Genomic DNA, 13,732 nt, shown 5'->3' on the forward strand with positions numbered 1-13,732 from the left:
GCCATGGCGCTTATCGGCGATCCCAAGCTGGTCATCTTCGACGAGCCGACGACGGCCCTCGATGTGACGACGCAGATCGACGTGCTGAAGGCGTTCAAGTCGGTGATGCGGGCTGGCGGGATAGCAGGCGTGTATGTTTCCCACGATCTCGCCGTCGTCGCCCAGATCGCCGACCACATCGTGGTGCTGAAGGGCGGCGAAGTGCAGGAGACCGGCAGCACGCCTCAGATTCTTTCGGCCGCGCAGCATCCTTACACGCGTGAACTGCTGGCTGCCTTCGAGCCGAAGCCGCGGCAAGCGCATGCGGACGCAGATGCCGGCGCGAAGCCGTTGCTGCGCATCGACAATGTGACGGCCGGCTATGGCGCTTTGCGGGACGATGGACTGCCGCTTATCCGGGCCGTCGATACCGTCAGCCTGGTCGTCGAGAAAGGGCGCAATCTCGGCGTCATCGGAGAATCCGGCTGCGGAAAATCGACGCTCGCGCGCGTCATCGCCGGCATCCATCCGGCGGCGGCCGGCGACATCGTCTTCGAAGGCAAGCAACTGGAGCGCGCCGCAAGCAAACGCAGCCAGGACCAGTTGCGCGAGATGCAGATCGTTTTCCAGTATGCCGATACCGCGCTCAATCCGGCCAAGCCGGTGGAGGACATCATCTCCCGCCCGCTGGCCTTCTATCACCGGCTGAACCGGCAGGCGCGCTCGAAGCGCGTCGACGAACTGCTCGACATGGTCCGCCTACCGAGAGCACTGCGCTATCGTCGTCCGTCGGAACTTTCGGGCGGCCAGAAGCAGCGGGTGAACTTTGCGCGTGCCTTGGCGGCCGGACCCAAGCTCATCATCTGCGATGAAATCACCTCGGCGCTCGACACGGTCGTGGCAGCGGCGGTGATCGAACTGCTCAAGGAGCTGCAGCGCGAGCTTGGCCTTTCCTATATCTTCATCAGCCACGACCTCTCCGTCGTCGAGGCAATCTGCGACGAGATCATGGTGATGTACAATGGCGAGCGGGTGGAGCAGATCACGCCCGACAAGCTGAAGGCGCCCACCCACCCCTATTCGAAGCTTCTGTTCTCCTCCGTGCCGAAGCTCGATCCGACCTGGCTCGACGGGCTCGTCCGAGACCCCGAGCTGGTCAGTCAGTACGGCCACCGCTAAGAGCAAATTCTAGAGCATGATCCCGAAAGGTGGAACCGGTTCGGAGAAGATCATGCTCCAATAAAAAGTTAGATCAGATCAGGATGGCGATTCAACCAAACGTCATCCTGATGTTGGAAGCCTGCAACGCTTTTTGCATCCGGAATGCTTGAAACGAACGCGTAGAGCGACGAAGCGCGGAGCCTACATCGGAAACAGGCTGGGCAGCGGCATGTGCGCCTTGACGATCGGCGACTTCAGCACCACGAAACTGAAATACTTGTCGATGCCGATGTCCATGTCGGTCAGCCGTTCCATGATCGTCTGATACTCGCTGATGCCGGCGGTCATGAATTTCATCAGATAGTCGTAGCCGCCTGAGACAAGGTGGCATTCTATGACCTGGTCGATCTTCTCCACCACGGCGAGAAAGCGGGCGAAGTCGACCTGGCGGTGGTTCTTCAATGTGATCTCAGTGAACACCGTCAGCGTCTGGCCGAGCTTGCCGATATTGACCTGTGCGGAATAGCCCTCGATGTAGCCTTCCGACTGGAGCTTTTTCACCCGCATCAGGCATGGGCTCGGCGACAGATGCACCAGCTCGGCCAGTTCGACATTGGTGATGCGGCCGTTCTTCTGCAGTTCGTGCAGGATCTTGATGTCGATCCGATCCAGCTTCATGGCCGTCTCCACGGAACGCATGCCACAGCACAAAATGCCGTGCTGCCAATACCCAGCGACACTAGCACAGCCCAACGGCCTGTCCATCGGATCGGACACCGCTTTGAAGCGCATCGGCTTCCGAATTCAACCGGATTGCCGGAATAAAATTCTGCCTCGCTCTCAACTGCAGCAGCGCCTGCCTGCGCAGCGCGGTAGATTGAAGCCCCATGGCGGAGATAATCATGCGCGCACCGCTGCAGCAAATTCAGACTTCGCGCGAACTGCCGCAATCCGCGGACGCGGTGGTCATCGGCGGCGGCATCGTCGGCGTCTTTGCGGCCTATTACCTGGCGCGGCGCGGCATGAAGGTCGTGCTCGTCGAAAAGGGGCGCATCGGCGCCGAGCAGTCCTGCCGCAACTGGGGCTGGTGCCGCCAGCAGAACCGTGACGCCCGTGAACTGCCGATGGCGACACGCAGCCTCGATCTGTGGGAGCGTTTCGTGGCGGACAGCGGGGAGGACACCGGCTTTCGCCGCTGCGGCCTGCTCTACCTCAGCAATGACGAGGCGGAACTGGCCAGGTGGGCGCGCTGGCGCGACTTCGCCAGAACGGCCGGCGTCACCACGCTTATGCTCGACGGCGCCGAGGCCAGTGAGCGGGGCCGCGCAACAGGCCGACCATGGAAGGGCGGCGTCTTCTCGCCGAGCGACGGCACCGCTGATCCATCGCGAGCCGCGCCAGCGGTCGCCCGCGCCATCCTGAAGCTGGGCGGCACGGTGCTGCAAAATTGCGCCGCGCGCGGTATCGAAACCGAGGGTGGACGCCTGAGCGCCGTTGTCACGGAAAACGGAACGATCCGGACCAAGGTGGCGGTCCTGGCTGGCGGCGCCTGGGCGTCCTCCTTTTGCCGGCAATTCGGCTTCCGCTTTCCGCAGGCGTCGATCCGCTCTTCGATCCTCTCCGTCTCGCCCGGCGCCGAAGGCCTGCCGGACGCGCTGCACACGGCAAAGATTTCCGTCACGCATCGTGGCAATGGCGGCTACACACTCGCAATCAGCGGACGCGGCCGCGTCGACGTGACGCCGCAGCAGCTGCGCTTCTCGTCGCACTTCGTGCCGATGTTCCTGAAGCGGTGGCGCAGCCTTGCGCCCGGCGGCCTGCAGGGTGTTCGTTCTGGGCACGAAACGCTCAAGCTTTGGCGGCTCGACCAACCGACGCCGATGGAGCGCATGCGCATTCTCGATCCGGTCCCGGACCGGGCGACCATCCGCCTGACCCACGCCCGCGCGCTCGAGCTGTTGCCGGCGCTGCGCCAGACAAGGATCAGCGCGGCCTGGGCCGGCTATATCGACAGCACGCCGGACGGCGTGCCCGCGATCGGCGAGATTGATGCCGTTCCAGGTTTCTTCCTGGCTGCCGGATTTTCGGGACACGGCTTCGGCATAGGATCCGGCGCCGGACACCTGGTGGCCGATCTCGTCACCGGCTCGGAGCCGATTGTCGACCCGAAATCCTACGATCCGCGGCGCTTCGATGCTTCGTCCTGGGGTAAGGTCGCCGATTTCTAAGGCTCGCCACGACTTTCGCACTCGCATCAGCCCTCCTGGAGAAAAGCGCCGACAGGCGCGGGCCGCACAGGCGCCTGTCCGCGAAACCGGCCGACGGCGCCGGGGTTGCAACCAGCCTTCGCCGCGACGAGTTCGACGGCGGCCAATTGGCAGTAGCGCCCTTGGCAGCGCCCCATGCCGACGCGCGAAAGCGATTTCACCCTGTTGGCGTCGCCGCCGCCACGCTCCACGCTCTCACGTATGCTTCCTGCGGTCACGTTCTCGCAGCGGCAGACGATCGCATCGCCGGGGAGTGCCCGGGCCATCGCCTCCGGCCACGGAAAGGCGATGGCCAGGCCGCGTGCAAAGCGCTTGAGCCGCTTAAGCTTGAGCAGCTCGGCGCCGACGGAAGGCATCGGATGTCCCAGATCGGCAAGGCAGGCTGCCGCCGCGAGGCGCCCCGCGATCTCGGCCCCATCAGCCCCGAGCAGGCGAACCCCGTCGCCTGCAAGATAAACGCCGTTGCCGGCCCGCCCCACCTGGTCGGCCTTCGGCAGCCATTGCCGCCACTGTTCGTCATAGGCGAAGGTGCATCCCGCCAGATCGGCGAGATGCGTCTCGGCCCGTAAGTGCCAGCCCATGCCCACCATGTCGCATGACGTGAGGTGCTGCCTTTCGCCAGCGTCGCGCCAGCGCACCGCCACCACCCCCGACCCGTTGGCCTCGATCCGTTCGAGCGTCACGCCCGCATGGTAGCGGCCACCAAGCCGCGCCCGCATAACCAAACCGCGCAACGCGACGGCTGGCCGAGCGGCAAGATCCCACAGGCCTCGCAGTTGCTGGCGCCAGGGGGAGGTGTCGAGCACCGCCACCACATCCGCGCCAGCCTTGACGAGTTGGGCCCCAACCAGGGTCAGCAAAGGCCCGGATCCCATAAGGACGATCCGTCGCCCGAGCGCCACGCCCTGCGCCTTGAGCGCGATCTGCGCAGCACCCAGGCTGTAGACGCCAGCGTTCTGCCAGCCCGGAACGGGAGCGATACGGTCGGACGCGCCGGTGGCCAGGATCAGGCGGTCATAGCCGATCATCTGCACGCCGTGCTCTGCCAATACGTGCAGCATCCCCTGATGCGCGGCGATGACCGAACTGCTTGCGCGATGGGTGAGCCGCCGCTCTTCGACCAGCCGGTCGAAAAGCGAATGCAGGGCGCGGGCCTTGGCCGCCTCCGATCCATAGAGCTGCTGCGGCGTGCGGGTAAACCCGGCTGGCGGGCGGCGATAGATCTGGCCGCCTGCGCGCTGCCCCTCGTCGATCACAATCGGATGGAAGCCAGCATCGACTAGCGTCGCCGCAGCCCTGATACCGGCAGGGCCGGCACCCACGATCACGATGCGCGGCGAGGCAACATCGCTCACGGCCACTTCTCCGACGGCGTCGTGCGCAGTCGCATACCCTCGGCTATCAGGGTTGTGCACGCGCGCAGGCGCGGTCCCTCCTCTTGCCAGACCCAGCAATCCTGGCAGGCACCCATAAGGCAGAAGCCTGCGCGTGGCTCCGATCCGAACTCGGAATTCCGCAAGGCGTGTCCTGACGCCAGCATGGCGGTCAGCACGGTGTCGCCCGCGAGCGCGCCGCGCCTCTCATTGTCGAGAAGGAAATGCACCTCTGCCCGGTCCCGCTCCGCCAGCCGGACGATGCGGCCGCCCGTGATCATTCCGCAGCCTCCCGTATCGGACGAGGACGCGGCAGTTCGGGGAACCGCTCGCAGACCGCATCGAAGGCCGCCTGAACGCCTTCCGGCCCGGAGCGTCCCTTCATGCGGCGGAAGATCTCGGTCTTGGCGAAGAATCGCCAGTGGATCGGCAAGGCGTCCAGGAAGGCCTGGAGGCGGTCATAGGCCGCCGGTGTCCACTGCGCTTCGTAGCCGTCGCGCTCGGGGCCGAAATGGAAATGGCCGACAGGGGGCTTGCGCCGCGCGCGCTGCTGCTCCGTCGCCTCCTCGTCGACCTCGCCAGCGCGCAGGACGACACCGTAGTCGCGCTCGGCCGCAGCCGCCGATACATAGCCGCGCCGCACGTCCTGCGCGACCTTCCACGGCTCGCGCTGATAGGGATCGCCGCGCCCACCGCCCCCGGCCGAGCGGATTTCCAGCACGTCACCGGGCTGCAATACCGCCGTGTCGATGTTGCCCAGCCGCCGCTCGTGCTCGGTCCCTGGATTGACGACCATGTCCGAGAGACCGGCCGCCTTGCCGCCCAGCACGCCCCAGGGTCGGAAGAAGCTGCGGTCGCGGTTGCGCGCAGTGATCCTGGAATCGGGGGCGAAGACACGGAAGGCCATTTCTGTTGCCAGCCCGCCGCGCCAGCGCCCGGCGCCGCCGCTGTCCTTGGCGAGGCCATATCTGACGAATTCGACCGGCGTCTCGGTCTCGGTGATCTCGATCGGCGTGTTCTTGAGATAGGCGGCATCCGCCCCCGAGCCGTTCGTGCCGTCGCGATGCGGCATCGCCCCGCCGCCGCCCACCACCGGGTTCACCGCCGCGATGACGGTCCGGCTGGTGCGCTCATCGACGGTCATGACGTTGACGATGCAATTGTTGCCGGCCGGCGCCGCGGGCAGGCGCTCCGGCACCGCCTGCGAGAAGGCGCCGAAAATGACAGAGCGCAGCCGGGCGCAGGTGAGCGAGCGCATGCCGACGGCCGCGGGATGGACCGGGTTCAGCACCGAACCCTGCGGCGTGATGCAGGTGAAGGGCCGCGTGAGACCCGTGTTGAGCAGGAGCTTCGGGTTGAGCGTATAGAGCACGTAATAGACGCCCACCAGCAGCATGGTGTGACGCGGGTCGCCGCCCGAGGGTACGTTGAGAGATGAGCCGAGCTGCGGGTCGGAGCCGGTGAAGTCGAGCACCGCCTCGTCGCCCTTGATCGTCAGCCTCAGCTTCAGCCGGCAGGGATTGGCTTCGACCGAATCCTCGTCGGCATAGTCGGCGAATTCCCATGTGCCGTCGGGCATGGCGCGCAGCACGTCCCGCGCCTGCGCCTCCGCCTGGTCGAGAAGCGCGGAAACGCCTTCGACGAAGCCGGCCTTGCCGAACTTCCGCACCATCGCCTGGATCTTGCGCTCGCCGGTGTTGAGCGCGCCGACCAGTGCCTTGATGTCGCCGATGTTGAGGTCGGGCTTGCGCACATTGGTGCTCATGATCCGCAGGATGGTCTCGTCGAAGACGCCCTCCCGCACCAGCTTCATCGGCGGGAAGCGGATGCCTTCCTGATGGATTTCGGTCAGCGCCCGGCTGAGCGAGGCCGGCACCGCCCCGCCCATGTCGGTGTTGTGGATGTGCCCGCCGGTCCAGGCGACGATCTCGCCGTCGACGAAGACCGGCTTCCACAGATGCGTGTCGGGCGCATGCGTGGCGACGTGGCCGGAATAGGGATCGTTGGTGAACGCAACATCGCCCGGCCGGTAATCGCCGACCATCGCAATGGCGCGGTGATAAGAAAGCCCCGGATACCAGGTCGCGCCGAGTTCCATCGGCACAGCGAAGGTCGCACCCGACCGGTTCATCAGCATCACGGTGAAATCCTGCGTCTCCTTGACGAAGGCGGAGTGCGCGGTGCGGTGCAGCGTGTGGGCCATATTCTCGGCCGCCGCGCGGGCATGGTTCGCCAGAACCTGCAGGTTTGTCCGGTCAAACATGGCGTCACTCCGGGAAGGTCAGCAGAAGGTTTAGATGGCGGTCGACCCGTGCCTGCGCTCCCGCGGGGATCGCAAATGTGGTGTCTTCCTGAACGACCACGGCAGGCCCATGGAACGTGCTGCCAGGCATGAGGGTCTGGCGGTCGTGAAGGTCGACGGTCTCGACGCCGAGGCCCGTATAGACCGGGAGCCGGCGCGCCGGATTGGCTGGGGCGTCGACCTCATCGGTTTGCGGGAAGGAAAGCTTCGGCCCTGCGCCTATGGCGGACAGCCGGATGTTCACCAGCTCAATATCGCCGTCCGGATCGTGAAAATCGTAGAGCTGCTGATGGGTGAGGTGAAAAGCCCGTACGATGGCGGCCATATCGCCATCCGCCAGCCATTGCGGCGAAAGGACGACTTCGATCTCATAGCTCTGCCCGACATAGCGCATGTCGCAGAAGAGGTTGAGTTCCGCGGCCGCGTCATGCCCCTGCTCTGCGAGCCAATGACGCCCCTCACCCGCAAGCGCTTCGAAGGCCTCGCGGATGGCGGGAAGCGACGCTGCGGACAGCGGGCTGAAGATCGTGCGGATAAAATCGCCGCGCAGATCCGCCACCAACCCGCCGAGTGCCGAGACCACGCCGGGGCGGCGCGGCGCCATCACCCGTTTCATGCCGAGTTCGCGGGCGAGGAAGGCGCCGAGCATCGGGCCGCCGCCGCCGAATGGCATCAGCGTGAAATCGCTCAGGTCGACACCAGCGCGCGAGGCGAGTTTCTCGACCTCGACGAACATTTCCGACACCGCGATATCGAGGATTGCCTGCGCGGTCTGCTCGATCGTGCGGCCGAGCCGGGCGGCAAGCTCGCCGACCGCGCGATGCGCCAATCCAGTATCGATCCGGAGCTGGCCATAGGCCATCTCGCTGTGGCCGAGCCATCCGCACACCACCATGGCGTCAGTCACCGTCGCCCGTTCGCCGCCGCGGCCGTAGCATGCCGGTCCCGGTGCCGAGCCAGCCGATTCCGGCCCGACTCGCAGCACGCCTTGCGCATCGACGCTGGCGATCGAGCCGCCGCCGACGCCGATCGAGCTCACCGACACGGATGGAATGTGGAGCGGGAATTCGCCGATTAGCTCGCCGGTGCCGAACTGCGCCTCGCCGTCTATGATCAGCGCGAAGTCGGCCGACGTCCCACCGATGTCGAGGGTAAGGATCTTGTCTTCGCCGGCTTGACGCGCCAGCCACGAGGCGCCGATGACGCCGGAAGCCGTTCCCGACAAAAGCATGTTCACGCATGCGCGCTTGCCTTCGGCGGCGTTCATCAGCCCACCATTCGATTTCGTCAGCATCGGGCGCGCCGGCACACCGCAGCTCCTCAGCCGCTCTTCCAGCGCTGTCAGATAGCCCGAGACGCGCGGATGGACATAGCCATTGAGAATGGCAGTCGAGCTGCGTTCATACTCGCGGATGACCGGCCACACTTCGGCAGAGGTGAAGACGAAGACGTCCGGTGCCAGGCGGGCGATCGCGGCCTTGACCGAGGCTTCCTGCGCGGCGTTGCGCCAGGCATGGAGGAAGGACACAATAATCCCTTGCGCTCCGCCTGCTTTCGCAGCCGCAACCGCCCGTTCGACGACGGCGATGTCGGGTGCCTGAGTTTCACTGCCATCGGCACGCATGCGGGCCGGAATGCCGAACACCATGTCGCGCGAGATCAGCGGGTCCGGCCGCGCGCAGAACAGCGAATACATGTCCGGCATTCGCAGCCGCGCGAGCTCGATCACGTCCTCGAAGCCGGCATTGGTGAACAGCGCGAGCGGGGCGCCCTTGCGCTGGATGATGGTATTGATGCCGACGGTCGTGCCGTGCACGAAGCGCGTCATATGGATGGGATCGAAGCCTTCACGTTCCGCCAGGAGGGCGAGCCCCGCCATCAGCTCGGCGCCCGGATGGTCCGGCGTCGTCAGCACCTTCAGCGAGGCGACCCGGCCGGAACGGGTCTCCAGCGCGCAGAAGTCAATGAACGTTCCGCCGATATCGACGCCGACCTTCCAGTCGGCTTCGTTCTGCGCCTCGTCCGCCGCGATGGCACCGTCCATGATGCGTCCCTTCCTGTCTGCCGACCAAAACTCGCACGAGCGGACGATCAACGTCCAAGATGGATGAGGGGGAAGGATATAAGTCCTGCTTATGCCTTGGCGCGATGCTCACCGAGAACGGCGGAACAGGCCGTACGGATTTCGTCGCGCATCATCTCGTCGGCGCGCGACAGGGCCCGGGCACGCGACGTGAGCAGCGCGATCGGAAATTCCGGTCCGGCCGCCAATGGCCTGACAGCAAGGCCGGCGAACTGGTGCCAGGGCAGCAGCGCGTCGACCAGGCCGATACCCAGGCCGGCCTGGACGAAACCGATCGCGGAAATAGAGACGTCGATCTCTAGCGATGGTGAAAGCGCCACGCCTTGCGCGCGGGCAGCGTGGGCCAGTTCGTCAGCGGGGCGGGTATTGCCGCGATAGGATATCAGCTCCTCCCCGGCCAGGTCGGCGAGCGTCAGCTCCGTTTTCTTCTGCAGTGAATGCCCGGCAGGCAGCAGGCAGGCGAAGCCGACGCTGCCGATCATCTCCGCCTCGATATCGGGAGGCAGCCGGTCGTCCATGGCTACGCCGAGGCTGGCATCGCCGGCGCGCAGCATGTCGACGATCGCGGCGATCGGGGCGCTATGGGAACGCAGCAAAATGTCCGGATGCTGCGTCCGGAATGCGGTGAAGGCGCGCGGCAATATCGCCATGGCCGGCGGTGGCGAAGCCGCGACCCGCACCAGCCCGGTCCGCCCGAGACGCAGGTCGGTAGTCTTGCGGCGCAAACCGTCCAGTCCCGCCGACAGCCGCTCGGCATCGGCGAAGATCTCGAGCGCCTCAGGCGTCGGCCGCAGCCGGCCTTTGACCCGTTCGAACAGGGTGAAGCCAAGCTCGTCCTCGGTATGAAGCAGTATCTGGCTGAGCGCGGGCTGCGAGATGTTCAGCATCCGCGCCGCGGCGGTCACGGTGCTTGCGCGCATGACGGCGATGAACACTTCGAGCTGCCGGGCCCGCAAATCCCAACTCCATAGGTCGAGCTTATGACTTCCGTCCAAACCCATCTTTGACGCAATGCCGCGGCGCCGACAAGATGGATGCATCCAAGGATCAGCTGCTCTTCGCTAAGGAATGACTATGGATGTGATCGTGCTGGGCGGCGGACTGATGGGGACGGCTTCGGCCTATTTTCTCGCCAGGCGCGGCGCGCGCGTGACGCTGATCGAGCGCAACCAGGTCGGCACCGGGGCGACGGTCGCCTCTTTCGGCAACATCCGGCGTACGGGGCGTCATCTCACTCAGCTTCCGCTGGCCCATCGCTCGCTCAGCCTATGGGGTGAGGCCGAAAAGATGCTTGGCCAAGACGTGGAATTCCGCGCCACCGGCCATATCCGGCTGATCTTCGATGAAGGCGGTCTCGCCGACATGCAGGCCTATGCCGAGGCAGCGCGGCCTTGGGGGCTCGAGCTGGAAGAACTTGGCTCGCGCGAGATTCGCGCGCGTTTTCCCGGCCTCGGTCCCGACGCGATCGCGGCCTCGTTCTCGCCGCAGGATGGCAGCGGCAATCCGCGGCTGATCGCGCCGGCCTTCGCCGAAGCCGCCCGTAAGCTGGGCGCGGAAATCATCGAGGGAGCCCTGGTCGAAAAGCTCGAGCGGACTGACTCCGGTTTTCTTGTCGCCACCTCCAAAGGTTCATTTGCCGCCGAATGCCTGCTCAACGCCGCGGGCGCTTGGGGCGCAGGCATCGCCGCGCGGTTCGGCGAAGAGGTCCCACTCGACGCTCGCGGCCCGCAGATGGGCGTGACCGAGCCGCTGCCGCACCGAATCCTGCCGGTGGTCGGCATCTGGACGCGCGACAAGGATCATGGCGCCTATCTGCGTCAGGTCGAACGCGGCAACATCGTCTTCGGCGGCGCGGCCGAGCGGGTAGCGGTGAACCTCGATCCCGGTTACGCAACCGCCGATCCCATGCGCCTTCCGGTGCAATTGCACGCAGTCGCGCGGCTGTTGCCGGCGATCGCGCGGGTCGCGGTCATTCGCACATGGTCGGGCTGCGAGGGCTATGTGCGCGACATGCTGCCGGTCATGGGACGCTCAATGACGACGCCGGGCTTGTTCCATGCCTTCGGTTTCTGCGGGCATGGCTTCCAGCTCGGCCCGGGCGTGGGCGACGCCATGGCCGAGCTTATGATGACCGGCCGCTGCGAAACGCCGCTCGACGATTTCAGGATCGACCGCTTCGCCCGCGCAGCCTGACGAAGCGAATCGATTGCGATTGGCGTCCCCAGGCCACTAGCAATGACCGTTTTTGGGAAACGCCAGAGCCTACGCGGCGGCCGATATCAGCGCAAAGCTGCCATTCAGAGAAGATAATAAGGTCGTCGAGTGGCTGGATCAGCTTCTTGAATCGACTTTGGCGAACTGCTTCGCAACCCATTGGCGAATAACGATCTTGTTAGTCGCTGAGGGACGGCCTTTACCAATGAAGATCAATAGCTTGCGGGGTGGTTCGCCAATTCATGTCCTTCGTATGATTTTGTGTGGTCCGGCGAACCTCATTTTAGGCACTTGGATTAAGACGTCGGCCGCATCACGAGGCAGAGCATATAGCATCGCAAGTAGGTTGGTTGCGGGGACCCGCAACCCGTTTTGTCATAACACCGTCAGACTCTTGATTTTGGTCGGGTTTGGCGAGTTCCAGGATGCCGAACAACTCGCCACGTAGCTCGGCATGAACCTCGCCGCGCTTGTCGCCGGGCGTGAGGACGATCTCTCCGATCAACGAGCGCAGTGCCTCGGACGCTGGACGTCCGTCCTCGTGGTCGGCGAGGGCTTGCGTGAGTTGCTCGACCCGCTTGCGGTAGAGAGTGGCGACGTTGGGATGCAGGTCCGGCACGTCAGTGGGCGCCACCGCCAGCCTCGCGGTGATCTCCGCCTTCTGCCTCTCCAGGTCTTCCATCCTTGCTTTCATCGAAGGTTGGTATAGGCCATCCTCGATCGCGGCCATGATGCCGGCGATGGCGCGCTCGATCTTGTCGAGTGCCTTGCGATCCTGTTCGCCTTGCGCGCGACGCTCCTGGTTGAGGCGGTTGGTCTCCTGCGCATAGGCTCTGATCGCCTCGGCCACGGCATCGGCCGAGACGAGCCTTTCCTTCAGGCCTGCGAGGACGCGCCGTTCGATCTTCTCGCGGGTGATGGTGCGGCCGTTGGCGCAGATGCCTCGGCGCTGATGATTGAGGCAGGCATAGCGCTCGCGCGTGAACAGGCCGTAGCGTCCGCCGCAGCAACCGCAGGTGAGCAGGCCGGAAAGGAGGGAGACGGGCCGCTTCATCGTGTGCAGCTTCTTGGCCCGGGCCTTGCGCGTGGCTATCGCCACCGCCTCGAACTGGCTGGCGATGGATTTCTGCCTCTCCTTAACGGCCTGCCACAATTCGTCCTCGACGATCCTGAGATGCGGCACCTCGGTGCGAATCCATTTGGCAGGCGGATTGGGCCGCGACACGCGCTTGCCGGTGGCGGGATCCTTGACGAAGTGCAGGCGGTTCCAAACCAGCACGCCGGTGTAGAGCTCGTTGTTGATGACGCCGGTGCCCCGGATGACATGCCCGCGCACGCTGGTATCGCCCCAGTGCCGGCCAAGCGGGCCTGGAACGCTCTCCTTATTGAGGTCGACGGCGATTGCCTTCGGGCTCTTGCCTGCGGCGAATTCGCGGAAGATGCGGCGCACGATGGCCGCTTCCTCCGGCACGACCTCGCGATCGCCACGGACGGGCTCGCCTGTTCCATCCAGCTTCTTCACCACCCGGTAGCCGTAGCACAGGCCGCCTCCGGCCTTGCCTTTCTCCACCCTACCCCGCAGGCCGCGATGGGTCTTGAGGGCAAGGTCCTTGAGGAAGAGGGCGTTCATCGTGCCCTTGAGGCCAACATGCAATTCGCTGATCTCGCCCTCGGCCAACGTGACGATGGCAACGCCGGCGAATTTGAGATGCTTGAAGAGCGTGGCTACATCTGCCTGGTCGCGGCTGATGCGATCGAGCGCTTCGGCCAGCACCACCTCGAAGCGGCCCCGCTGGGCATCGCGCACCAATTGCTGGATGCCCGGCCGCAGCACTGTGCTGGCCCCTGAGATCGCCGCATCCTCATAGGTTCCAGCCACGCTCCAGCCCTCACGCGCTGCCTGCTCGCGGCACAGCCTCAACTGGTCCTCTATGGAGGCATCCCGCTGGCTATCGGAAGAATAGCGGGCATAGACTGCGACACGAGTCATGGCGGCGGATCCTCTCTCCTATTCCCAAGGCGGTCGCCATCAAGCCCCCTGCCCTCTTCCTTTCGGCGGCCCGGCCGATTGTCGTTGGCCACCTGCCCCGCCTCGAATGCCTCCCGCGCTAGCCGCCGGCCGATTAGTCGGGCGATGTCCAACACGACACGATCCAGCTTGGCCGCCGCCATGTTTTCAGGGGGACTCTCGGGGCTGACGAGGTCGCGGTTGTCGTTCGCCGGAAGCAAAGCCTGTGGCCCGGTGCTGGTTTCCTCCGACATGCCGGTCGCTCTCCCAATAGTGGATCGACCTGCCATCGGGGACCTTTGGACGGCGATGAAAAGCACCAAGTTCATGTCGTAGGGCAACAGC

At 65.2% G+C, this 13,732-nt stretch carries 11 protein-coding genes; 3 read left to right on the forward strand and 8 right to left on the reverse strand.

The window, feature by feature from the left end:
* Positions 1–1,158: ABC transporter ATP-binding protein (locus tag LB538_RS24390; protein ID WP_224532839.1), on the forward strand; the 1,158-nt coding region annotated here is incomplete at its 5' end.
* A 183-nt stretch (positions 1,159–1,341) separates the two neighbouring features.
* On the opposite strand, the gene LB538_RS24395 is transcribed toward LB538_RS24390, so the two are convergent.
* Positions 1,342–1,818 carry an Lrp/AsnC family transcriptional regulator gene (locus LB538_RS24395; RefSeq protein WP_140541160.1) on the reverse strand — a complete coding sequence of 159 codons (477 nt, stop codon included), beginning with the start codon at positions 1,816–1,818 and terminating at the stop codon, positions 1,342–1,344.
* Positions 1,819–2,042: 224 nt separating this feature from the next.
* On the opposite strand from LB538_RS24395, the gene LB538_RS24400 reads away from it, so the two are divergent.
* On the forward strand, positions 2,043–3,368 hold the full coding sequence (locus LB538_RS24400) for an NAD(P)/FAD-dependent oxidoreductase (RefSeq protein WP_224543070.1): 1,326 nt from the start codon (positions 2,043–2,045) through the stop codon (positions 3,366–3,368).
* Positions 3,369–3,394: 26 nt separating this feature from the next.
* On the opposite strand, the gene LB538_RS24405 is transcribed toward LB538_RS24400, so the two are convergent.
* From LB538_RS24405 to LB538_RS24425, 5 genes are all read right to left on the reverse strand, one after another.
* Positions 3,395–4,762: an NAD(P)/FAD-dependent oxidoreductase gene (locus LB538_RS24405; RefSeq protein ID WP_224532830.1), complete on the reverse strand. Its 1,368-nt coding sequence runs from the start codon at positions 4,760–4,762 to the stop codon at positions 3,395–3,397.
* Positions 4,759–5,061, reverse strand: a complete 303-nt coding sequence (locus tag LB538_RS24410; RefSeq protein ID WP_224532832.1) for a (2Fe-2S)-binding protein — start codon at positions 5,059–5,061, stop codon at positions 4,759–4,761. Before LB538_RS24410 ends, LB538_RS24405 begins: the two co-directional genes overlap by 4 nt.
* Positions 5,058–7,043 (reverse strand): hydantoinase B/oxoprolinase family protein, encoded by a 1,986-nt coding sequence (locus tag LB538_RS24415; protein ID WP_224551618.1) that lies wholly within the window; start codon positions 7,041–7,043, stop codon positions 5,058–5,060. Before LB538_RS24415 ends, LB538_RS24410 begins: the two co-directional genes overlap by 4 nt.
* A gap of 4 nt (positions 7,044–7,047) precedes the next feature.
* Positions 7,048–9,126 carry a hydantoinase/oxoprolinase family protein gene (locus LB538_RS24420; protein ID WP_224685867.1) on the reverse strand — a complete coding sequence of 693 codons (2,079 nt, stop codon included), beginning with the start codon at positions 9,124–9,126 and terminating at the stop codon, positions 7,048–7,050.
* 89 nt (positions 9,127–9,215) lie between these two features.
* The gene (locus LB538_RS24425) at positions 9,216–10,121 is read right to left on the reverse strand and encodes a LysR family transcriptional regulator (RefSeq protein WP_224551614.1); all 906 of its coding nucleotides are present in this window, start codon (positions 10,119–10,121) and stop codon (positions 9,216–9,218) included.
* Positions 10,122–10,239: 118 nt separating this feature from the next.
* On the opposite strand from LB538_RS24425, the gene LB538_RS24430 reads away from it, so the two are divergent.
* A complete protein-coding gene (locus LB538_RS24430) occupies positions 10,240–11,358 on the forward strand; it encodes an NAD(P)/FAD-dependent oxidoreductase (protein WP_224551612.1) in 1,119 nt (372 codons plus the stop codon).
* A gap of 334 nt (positions 11,359–11,692) precedes the next feature.
* Here LB538_RS24430 and LB538_RS24435 read toward each other — a convergent pair whose 3' ends face one another.
* Both LB538_RS24435 and LB538_RS24440 read right to left on the reverse strand, forming a co-directional pair.
* A complete protein-coding gene (locus LB538_RS24435) occupies positions 11,693–13,369 on the reverse strand; it encodes a recombinase family protein (protein WP_224530523.1) in 1,677 nt (558 codons plus the stop codon).
* Complete coding sequence (locus LB538_RS24440) at positions 13,366–13,641, reverse strand: hypothetical protein (RefSeq protein ID WP_224530518.1); 276 nt, start codon at positions 13,639–13,641, stop codon at positions 13,366–13,368. The genes LB538_RS24435 and LB538_RS24440 overlap by 4 nt, the downstream gene beginning before the upstream one ends.
* Between the last annotated feature and the right edge of the window lie 91 nt (positions 13,642–13,732).

Source organism: Mesorhizobium sp. Ca11, assembly GCF_020165275.1.
Classification (GTDB): Bacteria; Pseudomonadota; Alphaproteobacteria; order Rhizobiales; family Rhizobiaceae; genus Mesorhizobium.

Excerpts from the sequence above, each read along its gene's own strand:
- LB538_RS24395 (WP_140541160.1), bottom strand. The coding sequence starts at position 1,818 with ATGAAGCTGGATCGGATCGACATCAAGATCCTGCACGAACTGCAGAAG.
- LB538_RS24400 (WP_224543070.1), top strand. The coding sequence starts at position 2,043 with ATGCGCGCACCGCTGCAGCAAATTCAGACTTCGCGCGAACTGCCGCAA.
- LB538_RS24410 (WP_224532832.1), bottom strand. The coding sequence starts at position 5,061 with ATGATCACGGGCGGCCGCATCGTCCGGCTGGCGGAGCGGGACCGGGCA.
- LB538_RS24415 (WP_224551618.1), bottom strand. The coding sequence starts at position 7,043 with ATGTTTGACCGGACAAACCTGCAGGTTCTGGCGAACCATGCCCGCGCG.
- LB538_RS24420 (WP_224685867.1), bottom strand. The coding sequence starts at position 9,126 with ATGGACGGTGCCATCGCGGCGGACGAGGCGCAGAACGAAGCCGACTGG.
- LB538_RS24430 (WP_224551612.1), top strand. The coding sequence starts at position 10,240 with ATGGATGTGATCGTGCTGGGCGGCGGACTGATGGGGACGGCTTCGGCC.
- LB538_RS24435 (WP_224530523.1), bottom strand. The coding sequence starts at position 13,369 with ATGACTCGTGTCGCAGTCTATGCCCGCTATTCTTCCGATAGCCAGCGG.
- LB538_RS24440 (WP_224530518.1), bottom strand. The coding sequence starts at position 13,641 with ATGTCGGAGGAAACCAGCACCGGGCCACAGGCTTTGCTTCCGGCGAAC.